14 protein-coding genes are annotated in these 20,165 nt (G+C 61.2%); 5 read left to right on the forward strand and 9 right to left on the reverse strand.

The window, feature by feature from the left end:
* Nucleotides 1–344 precede the first annotated feature (344 nt).
* Genes KVT38_RS21675 through KVT38_RS21685 form a run of 3 tightly spaced genes read right to left on the reverse strand, consistent with a single transcriptional unit; the run spans nt 345 to nt 4,028 of the window.
* The gene (locus KVT38_RS21675; protein ID WP_217595834.1) at nt 345–2,504 is read right to left on the reverse strand and encodes a carbohydrate-binding domain-containing protein; all 2,160 of its coding nucleotides are present in this window, start codon (nt 2,502–2,504) and stop codon (nt 345–347) included.
* Nucleotides 2,505–2,544: 40 nt separating this feature from the next.
* Complete coding sequence (locus KVT38_RS21680) at nt 2,545–3,225, reverse strand: DUF4956 domain-containing protein (protein ID WP_217595835.1); 681 nt, start codon at nt 3,223–3,225, stop codon at nt 2,545–2,547.
* On the reverse strand, nt 3,222–4,028 hold the full coding sequence (locus tag KVT38_RS21685) for a polyphosphate polymerase domain-containing protein (RefSeq protein ID WP_217595836.1): 807 nt from the start codon (nt 4,026–4,028) through the stop codon (nt 3,222–3,224). The genes KVT38_RS21680 and KVT38_RS21685 overlap by 4 nt, the downstream gene beginning before the upstream one ends.
* Nucleotides 4,029–4,232: 204 nt before the next feature.
* On the opposite strand from KVT38_RS21685, the gene KVT38_RS21690 reads away from it, so the two are divergent.
* From KVT38_RS21690 to KVT38_RS21700, 3 genes are read left to right on the forward strand one after another with little or no spacing between them, the layout of a single operon-like run.
* Nucleotides 4,233–4,913: a response regulator transcription factor gene (locus KVT38_RS21690; RefSeq protein WP_217595837.1), complete on the forward strand. Its 681-nt coding sequence runs from the start codon at nt 4,233–4,235 to the stop codon at nt 4,911–4,913.
* The gene (locus tag KVT38_RS21695; protein WP_217595838.1) at nt 4,913–6,199 is read left to right on the forward strand and encodes a sensor histidine kinase; all 1,287 of its coding nucleotides are present in this window, start codon (nt 4,913–4,915) and stop codon (nt 6,197–6,199) included. The genes KVT38_RS21690 and KVT38_RS21695 overlap by 1 nt, the downstream gene beginning before the upstream one ends.
* 45 nt (nt 6,200–6,244) lie before the next feature.
* On the forward strand, nt 6,245–9,451 hold the full coding sequence (locus KVT38_RS21700; RefSeq protein WP_217595839.1) for a hybrid sensor histidine kinase/response regulator: 3,207 nt from the start codon (nt 6,245–6,247) through the stop codon (nt 9,449–9,451).
* Between the two features lie 816 nt (nt 9,452–10,267).
* Here the strand turns inward: KVT38_RS21700 and KVT38_RS21705 are convergent.
* Both KVT38_RS21705 and KVT38_RS21710 read right to left on the reverse strand, forming a co-directional pair.
* Entirely contained in the window at nt 10,268–11,002 is a 735-nt protein-coding gene (locus tag KVT38_RS21705) for a Bax inhibitor-1/YccA family protein (RefSeq protein WP_217595840.1), read from the reverse strand.
* A 92-nt stretch (nt 11,003–11,094) separates the two neighbouring features.
* Nucleotides 11,095–12,756, reverse strand: coding sequence for a histidine kinase N-terminal 7TM domain-containing diguanylate cyclase (locus tag KVT38_RS21710; RefSeq protein WP_217595841.1), 1,662 nt, complete (start codon nt 12,754–12,756; stop codon nt 11,095–11,097).
* Between the two features lie 184 nt (nt 12,757–12,940).
* Here KVT38_RS21710 and thrC point away from each other — a divergent pair, with 184 nt between their 5' ends.
* Together thrC and KVT38_RS21720 are read left to right on the forward strand one after the other, a co-directional pair.
* Nucleotides 12,941–14,329 (forward strand): threonine synthase, encoded by a 1,389-nt coding sequence (gene thrC / locus KVT38_RS21715; protein WP_217595842.1) that lies wholly within the window; start codon nt 12,941–12,943, stop codon nt 14,327–14,329.
* A 184-nt stretch (nt 14,330–14,513) separates the two neighbouring features.
* The gene (locus tag KVT38_RS21720) at nt 14,514–15,437 is read left to right on the forward strand and encodes an SHOCT domain-containing protein (protein WP_217595843.1); all 924 of its coding nucleotides are present in this window, start codon (nt 14,514–14,516) and stop codon (nt 15,435–15,437) included.
* Between the two features lie 128 nt (nt 15,438–15,565).
* Here the strand turns inward: KVT38_RS21720 and KVT38_RS21725 are convergent, their stop codons facing one another.
* The 4 genes from KVT38_RS21725 to KVT38_RS21740 form a co-directional block, all read right to left on the reverse strand.
* Nucleotides 15,566–16,684, reverse strand: a complete 1,119-nt coding sequence (locus KVT38_RS21725) for a Ger(x)C family spore germination protein (protein ID WP_217595844.1) — start codon at nt 16,682–16,684, stop codon at nt 15,566–15,568.
* Complete coding sequence (locus KVT38_RS21730; protein WP_217595845.1) at nt 16,681–17,784, reverse strand: GerAB/ArcD/ProY family transporter; 1,104 nt, start codon at nt 17,782–17,784, stop codon at nt 16,681–16,683. The genes KVT38_RS21725 and KVT38_RS21730 overlap by 4 nt, the downstream gene beginning before the upstream one ends.
* Nucleotides 17,784–19,325, reverse strand: a complete 1,542-nt coding sequence (locus KVT38_RS21735; protein ID WP_368859146.1) for a spore germination protein — start codon at nt 19,323–19,325, stop codon at nt 17,784–17,786. Before KVT38_RS21735 ends, KVT38_RS21730 begins: the two co-directional genes overlap by 1 nt.
* 224 nt (nt 19,326–19,549) lie before the next feature.
* A complete protein-coding gene (locus KVT38_RS21740) occupies nt 19,550–20,089 on the reverse strand; it encodes a GyrI-like domain-containing protein (RefSeq protein ID WP_254639422.1) in 540 nt (179 codons plus the stop codon).
* Nucleotides 20,090–20,165 lie beyond the last annotated feature (76 nt).

Consider the following 20,165-nt stretch of genomic DNA (forward strand, 5'->3'; position numbering starts at 1 on the left):
ACTGGGACGCATCAGGCACACCATGGGCCGAAGGTGGTCCTAATCAGGAACACTGGGACGCACCAGGAACTCCATGGGCCGAAGGTAGTCCTAATCAGGAACATTCGGGCGTACCGGCGTCTCGCTGGCGAAAAGTGTTTCTACTCAGGATCATTGGGGCGTACTCGGCGTGTTCCTCGCTACAAGTGTTTCTACCCAGGAACACGGGGCGGTATCTGGCGTCTCGTTCCATGGTTTGAATATGGCGAAATGAAATGAGGCCTGTGAAATCGCGGTTCCGGTATGGAGCGCGCAGTTTCACAGGCCTCATTCACTTTAATCTATGGCGTCGGTTGAATCGGAGTTCACGTGCTGGCGCCGTTGGCGCTGCCGCTTGTCGAACCGGTCGCGCCTGTCGAATTGGTGCCCGTCGTACCGTCCGCACCCGGACGGCCCATGCCTCGGCCGCCGCCGAAGCCGCCGCGTCCTCCGCCCATGCCGCCCATCTCGCCACCGCCGGTCGTGATGCCGGACTCGTTCACGTAAGTCGTCTTGTCGCCCAGCTCGAACGTGACGACTTTGGTCGTGCCGGCCGTCCCGCCGCCGGTATAGAGGCCGTCCTTCGGCGTGCCGCCGGACGTGCCGCCCGTCGAGATCGTGTAGCTCTCGCCGGATTGCAGATCGGGCGAAGAGTAGACGAGTGTCTGGAATGTCTTGGCCGGCGCGAAGGTCGCGACAGCGTTGCCTGCGCTGTCCGTCAGCGTGACCATGGTACCCGCATCAAGCGTGCTCGGAAAGGTCATGAGCAGCGAGACCTGCTTCGAATCCTCGGACGGCGCCTGCGCCATGCCCGCTGCGCCGGCCGCGATCAGCGTGCCGCCGGATTGCTCGAACGTGCCGTCGTAGTCGAGCGCGCCGTTGCCCGCGTTGGTCGGACCGTTGACGATGGCCGTGCCGCCGGTCATGACGACCGAGCCGTTGGAGTCGAGCCCGTCGCCGCCCGCATCCACGTAGAGGTAGCCGCCGGAGATTGTGAGCAGCGCTTCGCCTGTGTCTGCCGATGCGTTCGCGCCGTCGTCGCTGGACTTGACGTGCGTCTCGCCGCCCGCGATCGTGATGCTCGCGCTCTCGATGCCTTCGTAGCTCTTGGCGATGTCGATCGTGCCGTCCGAGATCGTCAGCGTCGTGTCGCCGTGAATGCCGTCGTCTCCGCTCTGCAGGCTGAACGTGCCGCCCAAGATACCGATGTTGGCGTTGCTGTGAATCGCATCGTCAGCCGCATCCACCGCGAACGTGCCGCCTGCGATAGCGATATCGCCGCCTGCCTTCAATCCCTTGGCGCTCGTCGATTCGGTCTCTTCCGTCGCCGTCGACGTCGCACTCGTTTCATCCGCGTCGTTCCCGCTGACATCGGCCGTCACGCCGCTCGAACTCGGACCCTGGCCGCCCGTCGGCGGCTCGGGCGGCTGCTGCCCGTCGGCCGGCATTTGCCCGTCCGCCGGCGGCTGCGGCATCTGGCCGTCCGCGCCCTGCCAATCTCCGCGTCCGCCGCCGAATCCGCCCATGCCGCCCGGCCCGTTCTCCGTATGGACGATGGTCGAGGCCGCCGCGCCGCCGCCCGTCACGATGTCGAACGTGCCGTCCGCCACCAACAGAGCAGTCTCCGCTTGAATGCCGTCGTTCGCCGACACGATCTTGAACGTGCCGTTCGCGATCGCGACGAAGCCCTTTTCCGCGTCCTTGTCGTTGGTCGACTTGATGCCGTCGCCGCCCGCGTCGATCGTGAGGTCGCCGTCCCGGACCGCGACGAGATCCTTGCCGATCAGCCCGTCGTCCGCCGATTTGACCGCGATCGTGCCGCTCGCGATTTTCAGATCGTCGTTGGATTTCACGCCGTCGTTGAAGTTGCCCGTGACGGTCAGCTTGCCGGCACCGTTGATCGTCAGGTCGTCCTTGCTGTAGATCGCCGCCGTCGGCGCTTCTTCAGAGGTGTCCGCATAGGTCGTGCCATCTGTCACCGCGTTTTCCGTACCGTCAGCCAGCGTCACGACAACCTTGTCGGCCGCCTTCACATAGATGGCCGAACCGTTCTTGTTCGTTATATCAACGCCGTTCAGGACAAGGCGCACGACGTCGCTGTCTCCCGCCTCGACGACGATCTGCCCGTCGTCCAGCGTGCCGCTCAGCACGTAGGTACCCGCCGCCGTTATTTTCACGGCGCCGCCCTGCGCAGTCGCGCCCGATCCGGTCACGGTCGCCGCGCCGCCATCCAACGCGATCGTCGTCGCGCCCTCCGCCGACCACGTTGCCGTCGTGTCGTCCGCGTCGAACGTCACCTTGTCGTCCAGATTCACGCTGGCCAGCGTGACCCCTGTCCCCGACGACGCGGACGATGTGGCTGCCGTCTGGACCGTGCTCGCTGACGCGGCGCCGGCCGCGTCTCCCGACTTGGCGCTGCAGCCTGCCGCCAGCATGGCGGCGAGAAGCGCGATAGCGATCGCTTTTGCTCGATGCGAATGTTTCATAGGATTCCCTCTTTTCGGTTAGGATTCGGTCAGAATGTTATCAATACTCCTGCACGACGGGGTTCATCGTAAGCGTAATATCCAGATTGCCGTTGCGCGTTCGTACCGCGTCCAGCAGCTCCTTCTGGCTCGTCTGCGGCCCGATCTGGACCGCATACACAAGTTCGTACAAACTGCCGAGCTCCGTCGTCCGTACCTTTTTCAACTCATAGCCAACGCCAAACTTGCGGAAAATTTCGTCGAACGCCTCTTCATAGCCCAGATTTTCTGGAATCGTGACCTTCAGCAGCTTGGTCTGCGCTTTGTTCGCGCCAAAGTTAATCGCTTTAAGCACGAACATCAGAATGCACAAGCACACCGTGAACAGCGCCGCGTACCCGTAAGCGCCGACGCCGCAGGCCAGACCCGCCGCCATCGAGAACAGCACATAGGAGATGTCTTTCGAATCGCCGGGCGCGCTTCGGAACCGGATGATCGAGAAGGCGCCCGCCAGGCTGAACGCTCGGGCGATGTTGCTGCCGATGAGGAGAATAATAATCGCGACGATCGTCGGCAGGACCATCATCGTGAGCGTGAAGCTCGGCGAGTAAGCGACTTGCGTTTTCATATAAGTAAAGCTGATGATGCCGCCCAGCAGGATGGCGATTCCGAAGGTGAGCAGCGCGTGCGTCAAGGTCAGCTCCGTGTCGGCGGCAACCGTCGTGAAGATCGAGTCGATCATAGCCCAATTCTCTCCCTTTCCACTTGCGCCCGTTCCATCGTTTGTGCATCGATCCCTCCGGCACGCGCCGCGTAGAGCTCCGGCACCCTGCCTGCGTATCGGATCGACTTCTTGTACTCGTTGCCGTACTTGCTGAAGCCCGTCCGGTACATCGACAGTTCCGACAGCAGCCGCGACAGCCACACCGGCACCGTCTTCTCCGCCTTCACTTCCATGAGCCACTGGCCCTTCTCCATCAGTTGCTCGCCGTAATCGCCGGCCTCCAGCGCCAGATCGTGCCGCCGCGACCGGATGTTCGTATCGAACGTAATTCGCAGATCCCGGCCGTCCTTCGCGAACATCGCGATCCGGTCGTACGCCAGGTACGTCATCGGCACCAGTTCGTACCGCGACAGGAAATACGCGATCTCCGCGATCACCTGCTTGTTCATCCCCTCGCGGAAGGCCGGCGGCCGGCCCGTCCTCACGAATTCGTACGCCTCGCCGAGCCCCAGCGACGTCCGGCGCTTGTTCACGAGGCCGAACACCTTCTTTTTCAGCTCCAGGTACACCTTCGCGTCCGGCTCCGGCACGCCGTAAGCCCGGATTCGCAGCTTTTCCCGATACTTCGGCTTCGAGAGGCTCATGCGGATCAGCGTGTGCTGCGGGGTATCGTAATAAAGGTTGCTGATCGAGTAGAACTTGTCGTCCTTGTTGTGCGCATCGAGCTCCATGTATTCAGTGAGGCGGTTGTAAATGCAGTAAAAGGCCTTCGTGTTCATCAGGTATTTGTTCTCGTAGCGGTTGAAAACTTCGATCGCCATGCGTCCGCGCTCCCTTCCTTGTCGGCGACTGTCTCGCCCTTCCATGGCACAAGCTTAGAGCGGGAACCTTTAACGAATCTTAAATTGTAAACGTCGTGTAAAAACTTTTTTGTCCGGCGCGCCGCAATGGTACGATTAAGGTTGATTAAAGGTTCTCTTCCTACAATAAAGGGCAAGACGATAGATGAAGGGGTTCGGACAACCATGAGAATACTGATCGTAGAAGACGAGGTGCATCTGGCTGAGGCGCTCTCGCAGATTCTTCGCAAAAACCGCTACTCCGTAGACACCGCGCACGACGGACAGTCGGGGCTGGACAATGCGCTGAGCGGCATCTACGACCTGCTGCTGCTCGATATCATGCTTCCTGAAATGGACGGGATCGAGGTGCTGCGGACGCTCCGCAAGCAAGGCGTTCAGACGCCCGTCATCATGCTCACCGCCAAGGGCGAGACCGATGACAAGATCGCGGGACTCGATTATGGGGCGGACGATTATATCGCCAAGCCGTTCGTTACGGGCGAGCTGCTGGCGCGGATCCGGGCGGCGCTGCGGCGCAAGGGCGAGGCCGTCATACCGGACGACGGACTGCGGTTCGGCGACCTCGAGCTCAACACGTCGACGCTCAAGCTGTCGTGCAAGGGCAAGGAGCTCAAGCTGATCCTGAAGGAAAGCGAGCTGCTGGAGCTACTCATCTCCCGCAAGCAGGCGGTGACGAGCAAGGAGCAGATCATCGAGAAGCTGTGGGGCTTCGATTCGGACGCGGAGCATAACAACGTGGAGGTGTATATTTCATTTCTGCGGAAAAAACTGACCTTCCTGAACGCGGGAGCGCGCATAAGCACGATACGGGGCGTCGGGTACGTACTGGAGGCGGCGGACTGATGTTCAACCGGCTGCGCAATCGGTTTCTTCTGATGAATATGGTCATCATCACGATCATCATGCTCGTCGCCTTCGCGTCGATCTATATCATCACGTACCAGAACACGAAGCGGGACATCGACATGGAACTCCACCGCGTAGCGGACTTCTATCATAAAGGCGACTTCATGAACGGGGGCAAGCAGCGTCAGGGGCAGGACGGCGGTCGACCGCCGCAGCAGATGGCGGGCGACGACATGGGTCCGTTCGCGGAACGCTCCGTATCGTTCGGCCTGCGGACGGATGCGGACTGGAACTTGCTCCAGGCGGACTCCCGGTACGATATGGACGATGAATTCTACGCTGCGGCGCTTAAGAAGGCCGAAGCCAAACCTGTGAAAAGCGGGCGCTTCACGCTAAGCGACACGCGATGGGCGTACAGTGTGGAGCCCGGTCCGTCGGGCTACACGGTTTCCTACATGGACGTCACCGCTCAGCAGAAGATTCTCACCAATCTCGTGTACGCCTTTTCCGCGGTCGCGCTCGTCATGCTGGCGGTCATCTATGCCACGAGCCGCTACTTCGCCGGACGCTCCATCGCGCCGGTGCGGGACGCCTTCGACAAGCAGAAGAGGTTCATCGCCGACGCCTCCCACGAGCTGAAGACGCCGCTTGCCGTCATCAACACCAATGCCGACGTGCTGCTCGCCAACGAAGGCGAGACGATCGCGTCGCAAGCGAAGTGGCTGCACCATATCAAGTCGGAGACCGAGCGCATGAAGACGCTGACCAACGATCTGTTGTATCTGACCGAGATGGAGGATGCCCGCTCGCGGACGATCTTCGTGCCCTTCGACGTCAGCGACGCCGCGGAGGGCGTGCTCCTGACGATGGAGGCCGTCATTTTCGAGCAGGATCTTACGCTGTCGTACGACATCGAGCCCGGCCTGACGGCCTTCGGCAGCGCCGAGCAGATCAAGCAGGTCGTCATGATCCTGCTGGACAACGCGAGCAAGTACAACGAGTCCCAGGGCGAGATCGCGCTGACGCTCAAGAAGCAGCATCATCAGATTCAGCTCGCGGTCTCGAATACCGGCGCGGGCATCCCGGCAGAGCACGTCGACCGCATCTTCGACCGCTTCTACCGCGCCGACGCCTCGCGTTCGCGCAAGCAGGGCGGCTACGGTCTCGGCCTCGCCATCGCCAAGTCGATCGTCGAGCAGCATCGCGGGCGGATCTCCGCCAAGAGCGTGCCCGGCGAGCGAACGACGTTCACGGTGACGCTGCCGCTGGAAACAAAAAAATAAGCCCGCCGCTAGGAAATTTGCGAGGCGTTGTCGAATTTGCAGGTTATGACAAGAAAACCGTTATCCACTCGCCAATATATCGCCGTCGCCGTGCTTTTCTTCGCCGTCCTTCTGGGCCTCAGATGGTCCTGGACCCATCTCTTTTTCCCGATCACGTACCCCGTCATCGAGGACGGCGTGCTCGATCTGCGCGGCGTCGATCTGGAAGCCTCGCCGCCGTTCGCGCTGGACGGCGAGTGGCAGTTCTATCCTTCACGCCTCCTCTCCGAGGAAGAGGCCAGGGCGGAGACGTACGCGTCCCGTCCCATTCAAGTGCCGGGCGACTGGCGCAGCGCGCTGGACGCCCACGACGGAGCGCCCTCCTACGGCTATGGCACGTACCGGCTGCGCATCCTGACCGACCCGCTGGAGAAGCCGGTCACGGCATGGCTCAACCGCGTCCAGTCCTCCGCCTTCGTGTCGATGAACGGCTTTTCGGAAGGCACGATCGGCCGGGTGGGCGCGACCAAGGAGACCTATATGCCCAGGAGCGTCTCCTTCACCTCGACCTATGACGCCGTCGGCGCGACGGAGATCGATCTACTCGTGCAGGTATCGAACTTTGACCATCCCTTGATGGGCGGCTTCTCCCGTTCCGTGCTGTTCGGCGCGGCGTCGTCGATCGACTTCATCAGATGGTATTCGATCGGCTTTCAGATGATCACCTTCGTTGTGTTGATGCTCCACGGCCTCTACGCCGTCATTCTGTATTTGCTCAACCGGCGCGACCGGACGTTCCTGCTCTTCAGCCTGCTCACGCTCGCCGCGGGATTGACCGTGACTTCAGACCATGACAACCTGCTTATGCTCTGGCTGCCGATCGACTTCGCCTGGAGTCTTAAGATCCGTCTGTTCTCGTACATGTGGCTGTCCTTTCTCATACTTCTGATTTACAAAAGGTTCAGTACGGAGCCCATCTGGAGGGCAGGGTTCCGGGTCTTCTTCGGCGCATTATGCGCCTATACGGCGTTCGTTGCCATCGTGCCGGCCTCTTGGGTATACATATCGCGCCATTATTACCTGTTCAGCATTTTCTACCTTGTGCCGTTCGCGAGGATGGGCTGGCTCATCGTCCGGATGTATGTCCGCAGGCGCAACGAAGAAGGCTCCGTGTTCCTCATGGCTTCAGGTCTGGCTGTGCTGTCGAGCGTCGTCGGGGGCATAATCGAATTTATGCCTACGTACTATCCGATCGACGTCCTCGTTGCAATCATCGGCTTTTCGTCGTACTGGTTCCAGGTCTACTTCCGCAACGCCAGGGAGAACGCGCAGCTCAACGAACGTCTGCGTGCCGCCGACAAGCTGAAGGACGAGTTTCTGGCCAACACGTCGCATGAGCTTCGCACGCCGCTGCACGGCATCATGAATATAGCGGAAAACGTGATGGCCCGGGAACGCAAGCGTCTCAGCGACGGCGCCCTCAAGGACATGGACCTGCTCGTCGGCGTCAGCCGGCGCATGTCGCACTTGCTGAACGATCTTCTCGACGTCGCCCGGCTGCAGGACGGCGGCGTCAAGCTGCGGATGGCGCCGATGCGCATCCAGTCGGTCGTGCCGGGCGTGCTGGACATGTTGGGCTTTCTCGCGGAGAGCAAGACCGTCCGCTTGCGCGCGGACATTCCCGAGACGCTGCCCGCTGTCCTCGCGGACGAGCAGCGCGTCGTGCAGATTCTGTACAATTTGCTGCACAATGCGGTCAAGTTCACCGACGAAGGTGCCGTCGCCGTGTCCGCCGCGCTGCAGGGCGGGCGCGTCCGCATCACGGTGTCCGATACCGGCAGCGGCATGGACGAGGCCACGCAGAATCGCGTCTTCCAGCGTTACGAGCAAGGCGCCGACGGCTACGGCGACGGCATCGGGCTCGGTCTCAGCATCTCCAGACAGCTCGCGGAGCTGCATGGCGGCACGCTGACAGTGCGGTCCGCGCCGGGCGAGGGGGCTGCGTTCAGCTTCGATCTGCCGGTCGCGGAGTCCGCATTGGCGTCGTCGGATGCGGAGGCTGCGGCGAATAGACCTGCCACCGCCGCGGAAACGACGGATTCATCGTCTGCCGCAGAAGAAGCCGCCCGTCGCAGCGACGATGCGAAACCGAGCGATGCTGCAGAGCCGGGCGAAGCGCTCGCCGGCGACCGGCTCGGATCGGCATGGGATGGATCGGCGTCGGACGGCTCCGCGCAAGTCGCCGCAGCTGCGCTGCTTGGAGCGCAGGAAACGCGCGCGCGCATCCTCGCCGTCGACGACGATCCGGTGAACCTGACGGTGCTCGCCGGCATTCTCTCCAACGAGCCGTACGATATCTCGTACGTCCGTTCGGCGCAGGAAGCTCTCGCTATGCTTGGCGGACGCAGATGGGACCTGCTCATCGCCGACGTGATGATGCCGCGCATGTCCGGCTACGAGCTGACGCAAACCGTCAGGACGCGCTACAATGCCTCCGAGCTGCCGATTCTGCTCCTTACCGCGCGCAGCCAGCCTGCCGATATTTATGCGGGATTTCAGGCGGGCGCAAGCGATTATGTCGCCAAGCCGGTGGATGCCCTCGAGCTGCGCTACCGCATCCGCGCGCTCGTCGCGCTCAAGCTGTCGGCCAGCGAGCGCCTGCGGCTGGAGGCCGCCTATCTGCAAGCCCAGATCCAGCCGCACTTCGTCGTCAATACGCTGAACTCGATCGTTTCGCTGGGCGAGACCGACCCCGACCGCATGCGGGAGCTCGGTCATGCGTTCGCCTCGTTTCTGCGCTTGAGCTTCGACTCCCTCAATACCGAGGAGCTGGTCGTGCTGTCGCATGAGGTCCGGCTCACCGAGACCTATCTGTTCATCGAGCGCGAGCGCTTCCCCGACAGGCTGCGGGTCGTCTGGGAGACGGAGCCCGGCCTGGAGCCGTACGTGCCGCCGCTCTCGATCCAGCCGCTCGTCGAAAATGCGGTCAAGCACGGCGTGCTCCGGCAAAGCGAGGGCGGCACGGTGCGCATCCGGATCTTGCGCGCCGACGGCCTTGTCCGCATCGAAGTCGGCGACGACGGCGTCGGCATGACCGCCGAACAGGCAAGGCAGGCTCTGTCGCAGCCGGCGTCCGGCCGCCACGGCGTCGGCCTGTACAATACCAACCGCCGGCTCAAACGCTTGTACGGCGCGGGCCTCCATATCGTCAGCCAACCCGGGCAAGGCACGACCGTCTCCTTCGAAGTGCCGGAACGGACAGGGCTGAGGTAATTGAAGCGGAAAATGCAGAAGCTTTCCGGGCGTTGCAGAGATGGCGTTAGCGCCCTTTTGCACTTATCGGCGCCTTTGAGAGCGTCGCAGTGGTGGTGTTAGCGCCCTTTTGCGCTTATCGGCACCTTTCTGAGCGTCACAGAGGTGGCGTTAACGCCCTTTTGCACTTATCGGCACCTTTTCGAGCGTCGCAGTGGTCGCGTTAGTGCCTTTTTGGGTCCATCGGCATCGCGTTGTGCGGTTTTTCGGTGTAACACCGCTCTCGCTCCCGAGTGTCGGCCTGCGAGAGTTGCGCGGTGATATCGCACAACGGCGCGCCCATGGCACCCTTCCACCCAGAGTTACACGGTTTTACCGCACAACGGCGCTCCCATGGCACCTTCCACCCAGAGTTACACGGTTTTACCGCACAACGGCGCGCCCATGGCACTTTCCACCCAGAGTTACACGATTTTACCGCACAACGGCGCTCCCATGACACCTTCCACCCAGAGCTACACGGTTTTACCGCACAACGGCGCTCCCATGACACCTTCCGCCCAGGAGTTACATGATTTTATCGCACAACGGCGCTCCCATGGCACCTTCCACCCAGAGTTACACGGTTTTACCGCACAACGGCGCGCCCATGACACCTTTCACCCAGAGTTACACGGTTTTATCGTACAACGGCGCGCCCGAGACACCATCAGTCTGGAATTACACGGTTCCACCGCACAACGGCGCTCCCCCAGCCGCCGGGTCTCCATATCAAAACGAAAGAAGCCCGCGCCCCCAGGCACGAACTTCCTTCGATTCGATTCACAGCCTTCCCGCCTAGTCGCGGCTCCGAATCTTCGCCAGCAGCCGGATAATCTCGAGATACAGCCATACCAGCGTCACGAGCAGGCCGAACGCGCCGTACCATTCCATGTACTTGGGTGCGCCCTGGCGGGCGCCGTTCTCGATGAAGTCGAAGTCCAGCACGAGATTGAGCGCCGCAATGATGACGATAAACACGGAGATGCCGATGCCGAGCGGGGTGCTGTCGTGCAGGTACGGCACCGTCACGCCGAACATGCCGAGCACCCAGCTGAGCAGGTACACGAGCGCGATGCCGGCCGTCGCCGCGAACACGCCGAGCTTGAAGTTCTCGGTCGCCTTGATCAACCGCGTCTTGTAGGCGAGCAGCAGCGCGATGAAGATGCCCATCGTCAGCAGCGCGGCCTGAAGCGTGATGCCGTCGTAGTAAGATTCGTAATTCGCCGATATCGCGCCAAGGAATACACCCTCCGCCACCGCGTAGACCGGCGCCAGATAAGGCGCCGTCTTCGGCGCGAAGCTGATGACGAGCGCCAGCACGAAGCCGAGGATCGCGCCGCCGATCGCGAACGGAATCACGTCGCCTCCGTCGAAGTAGCTGTTCCAGGCGACGAACGCGCCCGCCATGAGCAGGACGAGCATGATAAACGCCTTGTTCACCGTGCCGTCGATCGTCATCGTATCCCGGCCGTAAGCCTGGCCCTGCCTTTCAAATGCCTTGTCGTTCAATGTTGGATTGCCGCTGCGCATCAAGTGCGATCCCTCCGCTTCGATTTGCGAAGATTATATCACGCACGCCCACAGCCTGCCATTAAATTCCACCCATATTCCACGTGGAACAATCAAGCGCTCGCGCCCTCGCTCCCCGCGAGCCGCACCGCGTCTCTCCCGCCGTGCTTGGCCGCATACAGCGCCAGGCCCGCCTGCTTCAGCAGCAGCTTCAGCAACGCCCCCGCGTCCGCTCCGTCCGCTTCTCTCGCGCCTTCCATCCCGCCTGCCTTGCCGGCTCCGCCGCCAGCCGCTCCTTCCGACGCAGCGATGCCGAAGCTCGCCGTCATCCGCAGCTCGCCGCCCGGCACGCTCAGGGGCTGCGCCGCCAGCTCGCGCCGGATGCGGTGCGCGGCGGACTCCGCTCTCGCCGCATCCATGCCGGGCAGCGCGATGACGAACACTTCGCCGCCGTACCGCGCGAGCAGATCCTCCGTCCGCAGCGCGCGCCTGCACAGGTCCGCGATATGGAGCAGTGCCTGGTCGCCGACGTCGTGCCCGTAAGTATCGTTGATCCGCTTGAAATGATCGATGTCGAACAGGATGACGGCCATCGGCTCGCCCGCGCGCTCGGCCTCGCTCAGCATCGACGTGCACAGGCTCATAAAGCGAGCCCGGTTGTACACGCCCGTCAGGCCGTCGTAATAAGCCATTTGCCGGAGCTGTTCCTGCAGCTGCACCCGCTGCGTGATGTCGATCAGGACGATGAGCTTGCCCGCTTCCAATCCGCCGCGGTTGCGCACGATCGACGTGCGAACCTGATAATGATACGAGCGGTCCTCGATCGCCCATGGAATCTCCTGAATATCCACGACGCCAGCGTCCTTCGCATTGCCTTCGCCTGCCGTATCGCGCGGCAGCAATACGGCATCCGTATGTCCGCGCCAGAGCCGGTCCAGCCGCTGGCCGATATCGGTCGCAACCAGCTCGGGAATGATCCCCGCGGCAGCCGCGTTGTAATCCACCAGCCGATCCTCCATGTCGAGCACGAGGACGCCGTCGCGCATGCTCTCGAACAGACTGTCCCGGGCGATCGGCACGACGTGGAAAAGGCCTCGGGACGCCAGCGCCCACATATAAGCCGCGGACGTCAACGTCATAATGACGGGAATCGGGTCTACCCCGTCAGGCGTGACGCCGCCAAGATAGAAGAAGTCGCCGACAAGCGGCAGGGTCAAGCCGAACAGCAGCGTGACCATCTGGAATCGGTACATCTTTTTGCGCCGCCACTGGACGAGCAGCAGAACGACGCCGCCGATCATGCAGCCGAAGGTGTAGGCGCCCGCGATCAGATACCAGGGACCGGCGACGAGATCGGCCTTGGGGGTGAGCGTATCGGGACGCAACAAGATATCCCGGTAATAAAGGTGATGCGCCTCGTTCGTCATGACGAGGATCAAGGTAATCGCGGGCACGATGAAAAGGCCGATACGCAACGAGCGCCTCAAATACTTTTCCATGCCGAGGAAGTACATGACCAGCAGCAGGTTGAGCGGCGGCAGAAACGGCATGCCCAGGTACTGAATTTTGATCCAGAGGACGATCTCCTCCAGAGAGCCCGCGGCCAGCTCCAGCGCGGACCCGAATGTGTAAATAGCCGACATCAGGCTGAAGGCGACGAATGTCCTCACCATGGACACCTTCGAGCGGCCGGACAGCGCGTAAATGCCCATGAGCACGTTGATAACGCCTGCCGTGATAATTAATGTCAGTATGGCGGAATAGGGCGTTCCCATAGTTGATCGACTCCGTCAGTTCTTTGTTCGCCCGCTCTTCCCCGTTCCCGGCGATGCGCAAGGGTTGTCCATTTGATCGTATCATAAATACGTCGAATCTTGCGACGAGGTTCGATACATTGTGGGAATCGCTCCTCTTTTTTGATACAATAGACCAAACATTCACACGGATAAGGGGATCGAGATGGAATATATCAGCACCCGGGGCCAGGTGGCTCCCCTCGGTTTTATCGACGCGATTCTGATGGGACTGGCGGACGACGGCGGTCTGCTCGTGCCCAAGGCTGTGCCGCAAGTGGACGCCGCGACGCTGCAGGCATGGGGCAAGCTCACCTACGCGGAGCTGGCGCTCGAGATCTTCACCTTATATATCGGAAACGAGATTCCGCGCGAAGAGCTGCAGCGGCTGGTCGAGGACAGCTACGGTACGTTCCGCGACGTCGACGTGACGCCGGTGCGGCGCATCAACAATGGGCTGTACGTGCTCGAGCTGTTCCACGGGCCGACCTTCGCGTTCAAGGATATCGCCCTTCAGTTCCTTGGCAATCTGTACGCGTACGTATCGAAGCAGACGAATTCGATCATCCACATCCTCGGCGCGACCTCCGGCGATACTGGCGCATCGGCGATCGAAGGCGTGCGCGGCAAAGAAGGCATCCGCATCTGCATCCTGCACCCGTCCGGCAAGGTGAGCAAGGTACAGGAGCTGCAGATGACGACCGTGGACGACGCCAACGTGCTTAACCTGGCCGTGGATGGCACGTTCGACGACTGCCAGCGCATCATCAAAGAGCTGTTCGCCGACGTCGCGTTTAAGCACAAGTACCACCTGCGTGCCATCAACTCGATCAACATCGCGCGCATTCTGGCGCAGACCGTCTACTACTTCTATGCATATCTCCAGCTCGCGCAGCAAGGGCAGTCCGAGCGCATGAACTTCAGCGTCCCGACAGGCAACTTCGGCGACATCTTCGCCGGCTACTTGGCCAAGCGCATGGGACTGCCGATCGGCAAGCTCATCCTCGCCACCAACGAGAACAACATTCTCGAGCGCTTCGTCAACGAGGGCGTATACGAGCCCGGCGAGTTCCGCGGGACGCACAGCCCGTCGATGGACATCCAGGTGGCGAGCAACTTCGAGCGCTATCTCTACTACCTGTATGGCGAGGACCCGGTCCAAGTCTCCCGGCTTATGGGGCAGTTCACGACCGAAGGCAGCATCGTCATCCCGTCCGACCGGATGAACCAGGTGCAGGCGGACTTCGCTGCCTATGGCGTCAAGAACGACGAATGCCTCGATACGATCGGCAACTACTTCGCCAAGTACGACTATCTCCTCGATCCGCATACGGCCTGCGGCGTCGCGGCGAGCGACCGGCTGACCGAAGAAGGCGAAGTCACGGTGGCGCTCTCGACGGCCCACCCGGCCAAGTTTGACGAGTCGATCCGACTGCGCGGCATCGAGCAGACCTATCCGGAGCAGATCGGCGCGCTGTTCGGCAAGGCGCAACACCAGAAGCAGGTGGGCGGCTCGAATGCCGAGATCAAGGCGGAGCTGGAGCGTTTTTTCTAAATATATAATCACCCGATTTATAATCTGCAAAAACGGCGGATGGACCCCGCTTCGCTTCGGCGAGCGGCGGGTCCGTCTTTTTTTATTCTCAGGAAGCGTTCAGCGAGGGTTCACGGAGGATTCAGACAAGCGGGCTATGATGGAATCCGAACGACAACATCAACTATCTGAGGAGGATCTGCCCATGACAAATCCGAAAAAGCATAGGAAGCTCGCCGCCACCTCCCTCGCGCTCGCCGTCGCCGTGTTCGGCAGCGCCGTTTCCGTAGGCAGCGCGTTCGCCGCCACGACGACGAATAAGAACGCCGCAGCCGTGCAAACGCAAGCGGCCACCCCTGCTGCGACGACCGCGCCGGCCAAGGACGACGGACATCACAGAGGCGGCGGCTTCGGAGCCGGCTGGAACAACGCCGAGCTGGCAGCGCTGCTGAACCTGACCGAAGACACGCTCAAGGCGCAGCTTAGAGCCGGCAAGACGCTGACCGACATCGCAGCCGCGCAGGGCGTCGACAAGCAGAAGGTGCAGGACCTGATCCTCTCGGCGATGACCGCGCGGCTGGACAGCCGCCTGGCGGACGGCAAGCTCACGCAGGCTCAGTACGACGAGCAGAAGGCGACCCTCGCCGACCGGGCTGCGGATGCGCTGACCAACGCCTTCGCCGGCAAGGGCGGCGGCAAAGGCGGACACGGCGGGCCGGGCGGGTTTGGCGGCGGCAAGCACGGCGGCTTCGGCGGCCTCGATCTGAAGGATAACGCCGATATTGCCGCCTTGCTCGGATTGACGACGGACGAGCTGTCCGCACAGCTCGAGGCCGGCAAGTCGCTCTCCGATCTGGCCGGGGAAAAAGGCGTCGCCGTTGACAAGGTCACGGCCAAGATCGTCACGCTGCTCACGGCGGCGCTCGACCAACGTCTCGCGGACGGCAAGATCACGCAGACGGCGTACGATGCCATGAAGGCCAAGATTGCCGAGCAGGCTGCCCAAATCGTGAGCCGTTCATTCACCGGCCACGACGGCGCGCATGGCGAGGGCGGCAAGGCTCGCGCGGACGCAAACGCAAACGCGACTACGGGCGCTTCAGATGACACCCCGAGCGATGCCAATTAATCGCAATCGAGACGAACGCAGATAAGCGCACATCCCCTTGCGCATAGCCAAAGCCGCCTTTTCCGACGAACATCGGAAGGGCGGCTTTCGTTTACTGCGCCGGACCGCTGCCCGGCTCTTGCGGAGCCTCATTTAACGGAGCCTTCGTCGGCAAAGGCTACGCTGACGCGAATCTGCACGTCCGCCTGCCCGAACGCTTCGCCCCAGTTATCCTTGACCTGCTTGAAGCGTTGGTAATGATAGGCCCGCGCGTAAATGCCGAACCCGACGGGGTCGACCTTTTTTTGCTGCAGCTTGCCGATCAACGCCTCGAACTTGTCGCGCAGCTCCTCCGCGCAAGCGAGCTCGGCTTCCCGCTGGTGGTCGTCGAGGTCCAGCGAAGACAGCTTTTCCACGACGCTCGCCGAGAAGCGCACATGCACGGAGAACTTGAACCGGCCTCCCGCATACGCGGAGCCAATCTTCACTTTAACCCGCTCCGTCGAGATGCTGACCCAGTCCGCTTCCCCCGAGGAGCCGGTCAAGCCGGGCGGCAGGCGAAGAGTGAAGCCGACGGACTCTCCCGTTTTTTTCTGCAGCACCCGCAGCAGAACCGTCTCCGGCATACTCAGCATGTCGACATACCGCCCCTGATGATCGAGCAACGACGTTCCGTCGATCATGGCATCCTGCTTGATCGACATCTGGGTCAGGAAAGGCGTCTGTCCCTCTTCGTTCATCTGCCTGTGCAGCTCTTGCAGCGTCGTCGCGACCGACTCCGATCGGTCGGAAGCCGACTTGATCATGCCCATCAGCATGAGGGGAAGCATCGGTTGGCTCGGCGAATGGTAGAAGAACAGCTGATCGAGCTTACCGTCGAATAGGATCACCCTCGGCGTGATCGGATTTCTTCCGTCCCGGAAGTAAATGTCCATGTAGCGGAACCAGTCGGGCGTCTCCTGCACGAACCGCTTCGACAATGCGATAACCTTGATTTTTCTGCCGTTGAAGGATCCTACCGTGAAGGCGTCCAGCTTGCCCCGCCCTTGGCGCTGCGTGTTCGCGACAACTTTGAGCTCCTGGCTCTTTTTCTCGGCCTTGCTGAACACCGGGATCGACGTATAGCTCATCGTACGATGGTCTTCTGTGATGTCCACGCCCGCGACGAGCGACAGCGAAGCATCCTCCAGGTCCACTCGGTCGTAGCAGCCCGTCAGCGGACCGAGCGACAGCAGCGCCACGCCCAGCTTGCGCGCGATCCTTTTCACGATGGCCTCCGCCGCCCGCGAACGGCGTCGTACAGCAACAGATAGCCAAGCAGCAGCACCGGTGCCGCGTACTCCACGAGGATGCCCATCTTTTCCAGCCAGTCCCCCATTTCATAGGAGGTATTGAAGCCCGGAACGTAAAAGTAAGAAAACACGGCCGTTCCCGCCAATATTATCCGCAATGTCATCCGGTGATCCGCGCGATCGGCGAACCAGCTCAAGCAAAAAGCGGACAGCTGGAACGGCGGAATCCAGGACATGGAGAAGATGAACAGGTAAAGCACGATGAACAAGCCCTCCACCTGCTCGACAAAAGGAAGCTCGACGGCCTTCAGCATATAGATGGACAGCTGATTAATCTTCGTGAGCTCGCCGGGGCTGAAAAACGCGAAGCTGAGCAGCGTGATGAACAGGTAGGCGGACAGCGTGATGAGCTGCGCGCAGCATACGCCGAGTGCCGCCTTTTCTTTGTTTTTCAGAAATGGGTATAGAAAAGCGGTCGAGCCGAAGCCGAGAAAGTAGAAAAACGTGCTCGGCACGGCGTTCCAAACCGGCCGCCATCCGTCCGGCAGCACGGGCAGCAGATAAAGCCAGTGCGTATGCTTCCATACGACGGCGAATACGAGCGGAATCCATAGCGACAGTCCCATCGACAGCTCCGCATACCGTCCGATGATGCGTATGCCGCCGCGCGCGACGACGTAGGCGGGGATGAGCAGCATGATCAGCGTCATGTAAGCCGGCGTTTCTTGCAAAATGCGGGCCTTGATCACGCGCGTCGAATAGACGATGCCGGTATACGCGAAGTACAGGAAATAAGCGGACAACAGAATCGCCGCGGCCTTGCCTACCCACCTGCCCGCGTATTTGGCGAGCAAGTCGAGGATCGTCCCGTCGGGCATTCGCTTCATCGCCTGTACGATCACGAGATTTGCCGCCATCGTCGTCAGGGAACCGAGAATCAAGACGATCCATCCGCTGTTCCCCGCGCCCTTGTACAGAACCTGGGGAATCTCGATGAACCCGTAGCTGATGGCGATGCCGCTTATGATAAAAATAAATTGCATCGTCGTAATCTCGTTGAAGGCATACTTTTTCATCATCCGTCTCCTTTCCGACGGTTATCTCCCTGTCTTCGGGTCTGGACCGGATGCGCGCCGAGCGGCCGGCGCGTCAGCTTCCAGAGCGGGCTGCGCACGACGGTATCCCGCCAGTCAGAAAACCGCATCGGCGCGAACGGCGTGCTGAACGGCGTGCCGAGCGTCTCGAGGGAAATCATGTGGCCGACGAGAATCATCAAGCCGAGCAGCAGCCCGAATATACCGAACAAGGAGGCTGCAGCCATGAGGGAGAAACGGATGATCCGAACGGCGGCCACCATGTCCAGATTAGGCAAAATAAACGAAGAGATCGCGGTGAACGCGACGACGACGACCATGATATTACTGATCAGTCCCGCCTGCACGATCGCCTGTCCGATGACGATGCCTCCGACGATGCCGACGGTCTGGCCGATCGGCGACGGCAGCCGGACGCCCGCTTCGCGGATCATCTCGAGCGTCAGCTCCATGAAGGCGGCTTCGATAAACGGGGCGAACGGCACGGTCCCCCGATACGTGCCGATCGTGATCAGAAGCTTGATCGGAACCAGCTCGAAGTTGAACGATGTAACCGCGATGTAGAAGGCTGGCAAAGATATCGATATAAAAAACGCAAGGAAACGGAGCATGCGGATAAAGGTCGCGATCGACCAGCGCGTGCTGTAATCGTCGATATTCTGAAAGAAAGAAACGAAGGACGCCGGACCGATGAGCACGGTCGGGGAACGGTCCACAAGCACGGCAAATCTCCCCTGCGCGATCTGCGAGACGGCCGCGTCGGGCCGCTCGGTGATGATTAATTGGGGAAACGGAGAATACGGGTTGTCCTCGATCAGCTCGGCCAGCTCACCCGTGTTGATGATAAGATCGATGTCGAGCCGTCCAATCCGATCCTCGAGCTCCCGCAAAATGTCCGGATTGGCGACGTCCTCCAGGTAGGCGATCGATACCTGCGTATTTCCTCTGCGCCCGACGTTGAAGTTTTTAAACTTCAATTCCCGGTCCGGAAGGTAGCGGCGAATCATCGCGACGTTCTGCTCGATCGTCTCGACGAAGCCCATCTGCGCGCCCCGCAGCGATGTCTCCATCTTGGGATCGGTCGGATCCCGCTGGGGCCAGCCGCCCGTACGCATGACGATCGCCTCGTCCGAGCCCTCGACCAGGAGCACGCTGCTCCCCTTCAGGACCGCGACGGTCAGATCGTTCCAGCCGTAGATTCGAACCATGCGCCCGATCTCGATCGGCAGCTCTCCGCTCGCTCCCGTCTCCATCAGAAGCGGCCTTATAATGCCGGTATGAATGTCGATCTTGTCGGTCAGCCCGTCGATATAGACCAATGCCGCATCCTCGCCCGTCGCCCGGATCTGGAGCCGCCGAACGGTGAGATCCAGCGTATCGGGAAAAAGCTTGCCCAGCTTGTCCAGGTTCGAACGCAGATCGGTCGCGAACGGCTCGTCCGGCAGCGCATGGCCCCCGGAGCTGCCGCCAGGCCTTCGCACATTCCGCCTGCTTTTGCCGCCGAACAAAGACAGAATTCTCACCGCGCTCCCCCCTCGCCAAAGATTTGCCGCCGCGCTCCGGTCCACGGTCTTCTAACAGGGTAGGATATCCAGAAACAAGAAAAGTAACCGGGCGCGCCAAAGCGACGGATAGGAGGAAAAGGCTGCGGGAACATGAAAAACCGCCGGACGCGCAAGACGCGCGCCGGCGGCGACTAGATCTCAGCGGAAGCGGGATAAACCGCCTGCCTGCCGTTCGCTGGCCGTTAAGAGATCGGGATCAGAATCGTAAACGCGGGATGCGGATCGTGTGAATCCTGCTCCATCGGATAAAGCTCGATATGCGTAAATTCGCCGCCCGCAGCCTTGTAGCCCTGCTTCTCGATCCAGGCGTACATATTGCTGTAGGACAGGCCGATCGATTGTCCCTTCCGGTGCTCGTACTTGGCGCAAGTGAGCGAGGGCACCTCGATGCGGACCATATCGCCGGGCACGGCTGCGCCCTCCGGCACCTCAACCGCCGCATAATGCAGGAAGCCTTCCTTCACGACATGAGAAGAGAGGCCAAGCAGCACATCCGGGCGCGAGAGCTTCGGAATCTCGCCGATCCGCGCCTTCAGCTCGTCCTGCAAATCGCGAATCTCGCCCGCCTCCGCTCCCGCGAACGTCCCTTCCCACTTCAGCCCGACGGCCTCGAAGCCCGGCATCTCGTAGAGGACGATGTCCCCCGTCGATGCCTCCGTGTCCGCGGCGCGATCGGCTTCCTCCAATTTTAGATTCAGGTTCATCTGCTCGTGCTGCGACATGGAACTCCGCTCCTTTGCGATAGCTGCTCTTTGTCTAATCCCTTACCTGCAAATCGCGGGTTTGAACCTAGGAAAA

This window comes from Cohnella sp. GbtcB17, assembly GCF_019091135.1.
Classification (GTDB): domain Bacteria; phylum Bacillota; class Bacilli; order Paenibacillales; family Paenibacillaceae; genus Cohnella.

Excerpts from the sequence above, each read along its gene's own strand:
- KVT38_RS21675 (WP_217595834.1), bottom strand. The coding sequence starts at position 2,504 with ATGAAACATTCGCATCGAGCAAAAGCGATCGCTATCGCGCTTCTCGCC.
- KVT38_RS21680 (WP_217595835.1), bottom strand. The coding sequence starts at position 3,225 with ATGATCGACTCGATCTTCACGACGGTTGCCGCCGACACGGAGCTGACC.
- KVT38_RS21685 (WP_217595836.1), bottom strand. The coding sequence starts at position 4,028 with ATGGCGATCGAAGTTTTCAACCGCTACGAGAACAAATACCTGATGAAC.
- KVT38_RS21690 (WP_217595837.1), top strand. The coding sequence starts at position 4,233 with ATGAGAATACTGATCGTAGAAGACGAGGTGCATCTGGCTGAGGCGCTC.
- KVT38_RS21695 (WP_217595838.1), top strand. The coding sequence starts at position 4,913 with ATGTTCAACCGGCTGCGCAATCGGTTTCTTCTGATGAATATGGTCATC.
- KVT38_RS21700 (WP_217595839.1), top strand. The coding sequence starts at position 6,245 with ATGACAAGAAAACCGTTATCCACTCGCCAATATATCGCCGTCGCCGTG.
- KVT38_RS21705 (WP_217595840.1), bottom strand. The coding sequence starts at position 11,002 with ATGCGCAGCGGCAATCCAACATTGAACGACAAGGCATTTGAAAGGCAG.
- KVT38_RS21710 (WP_217595841.1), bottom strand. The coding sequence starts at position 12,756 with ATGGGAACGCCCTATTCCGCCATACTGACATTAATTATCACGGCAGGC.
- thrC (WP_217595842.1), top strand. The coding sequence starts at position 12,941 with ATGGAATATATCAGCACCCGGGGCCAGGTGGCTCCCCTCGGTTTTATC.
- KVT38_RS21720 (WP_217595843.1), top strand. The coding sequence starts at position 14,514 with ATGACAAATCCGAAAAAGCATAGGAAGCTCGCCGCCACCTCCCTCGCG.
- KVT38_RS21730 (WP_217595845.1), bottom strand. The coding sequence starts at position 17,784 with ATGAAAAAGTATGCCTTCAACGAGATTACGACGATGCAATTTATTTTT.
- KVT38_RS21740 (WP_254639422.1), bottom strand. The coding sequence starts at position 20,089 with ATGTCGCAGCACGAGCAGATGAACCTGAATCTAAAATTGGAGGAAGCC.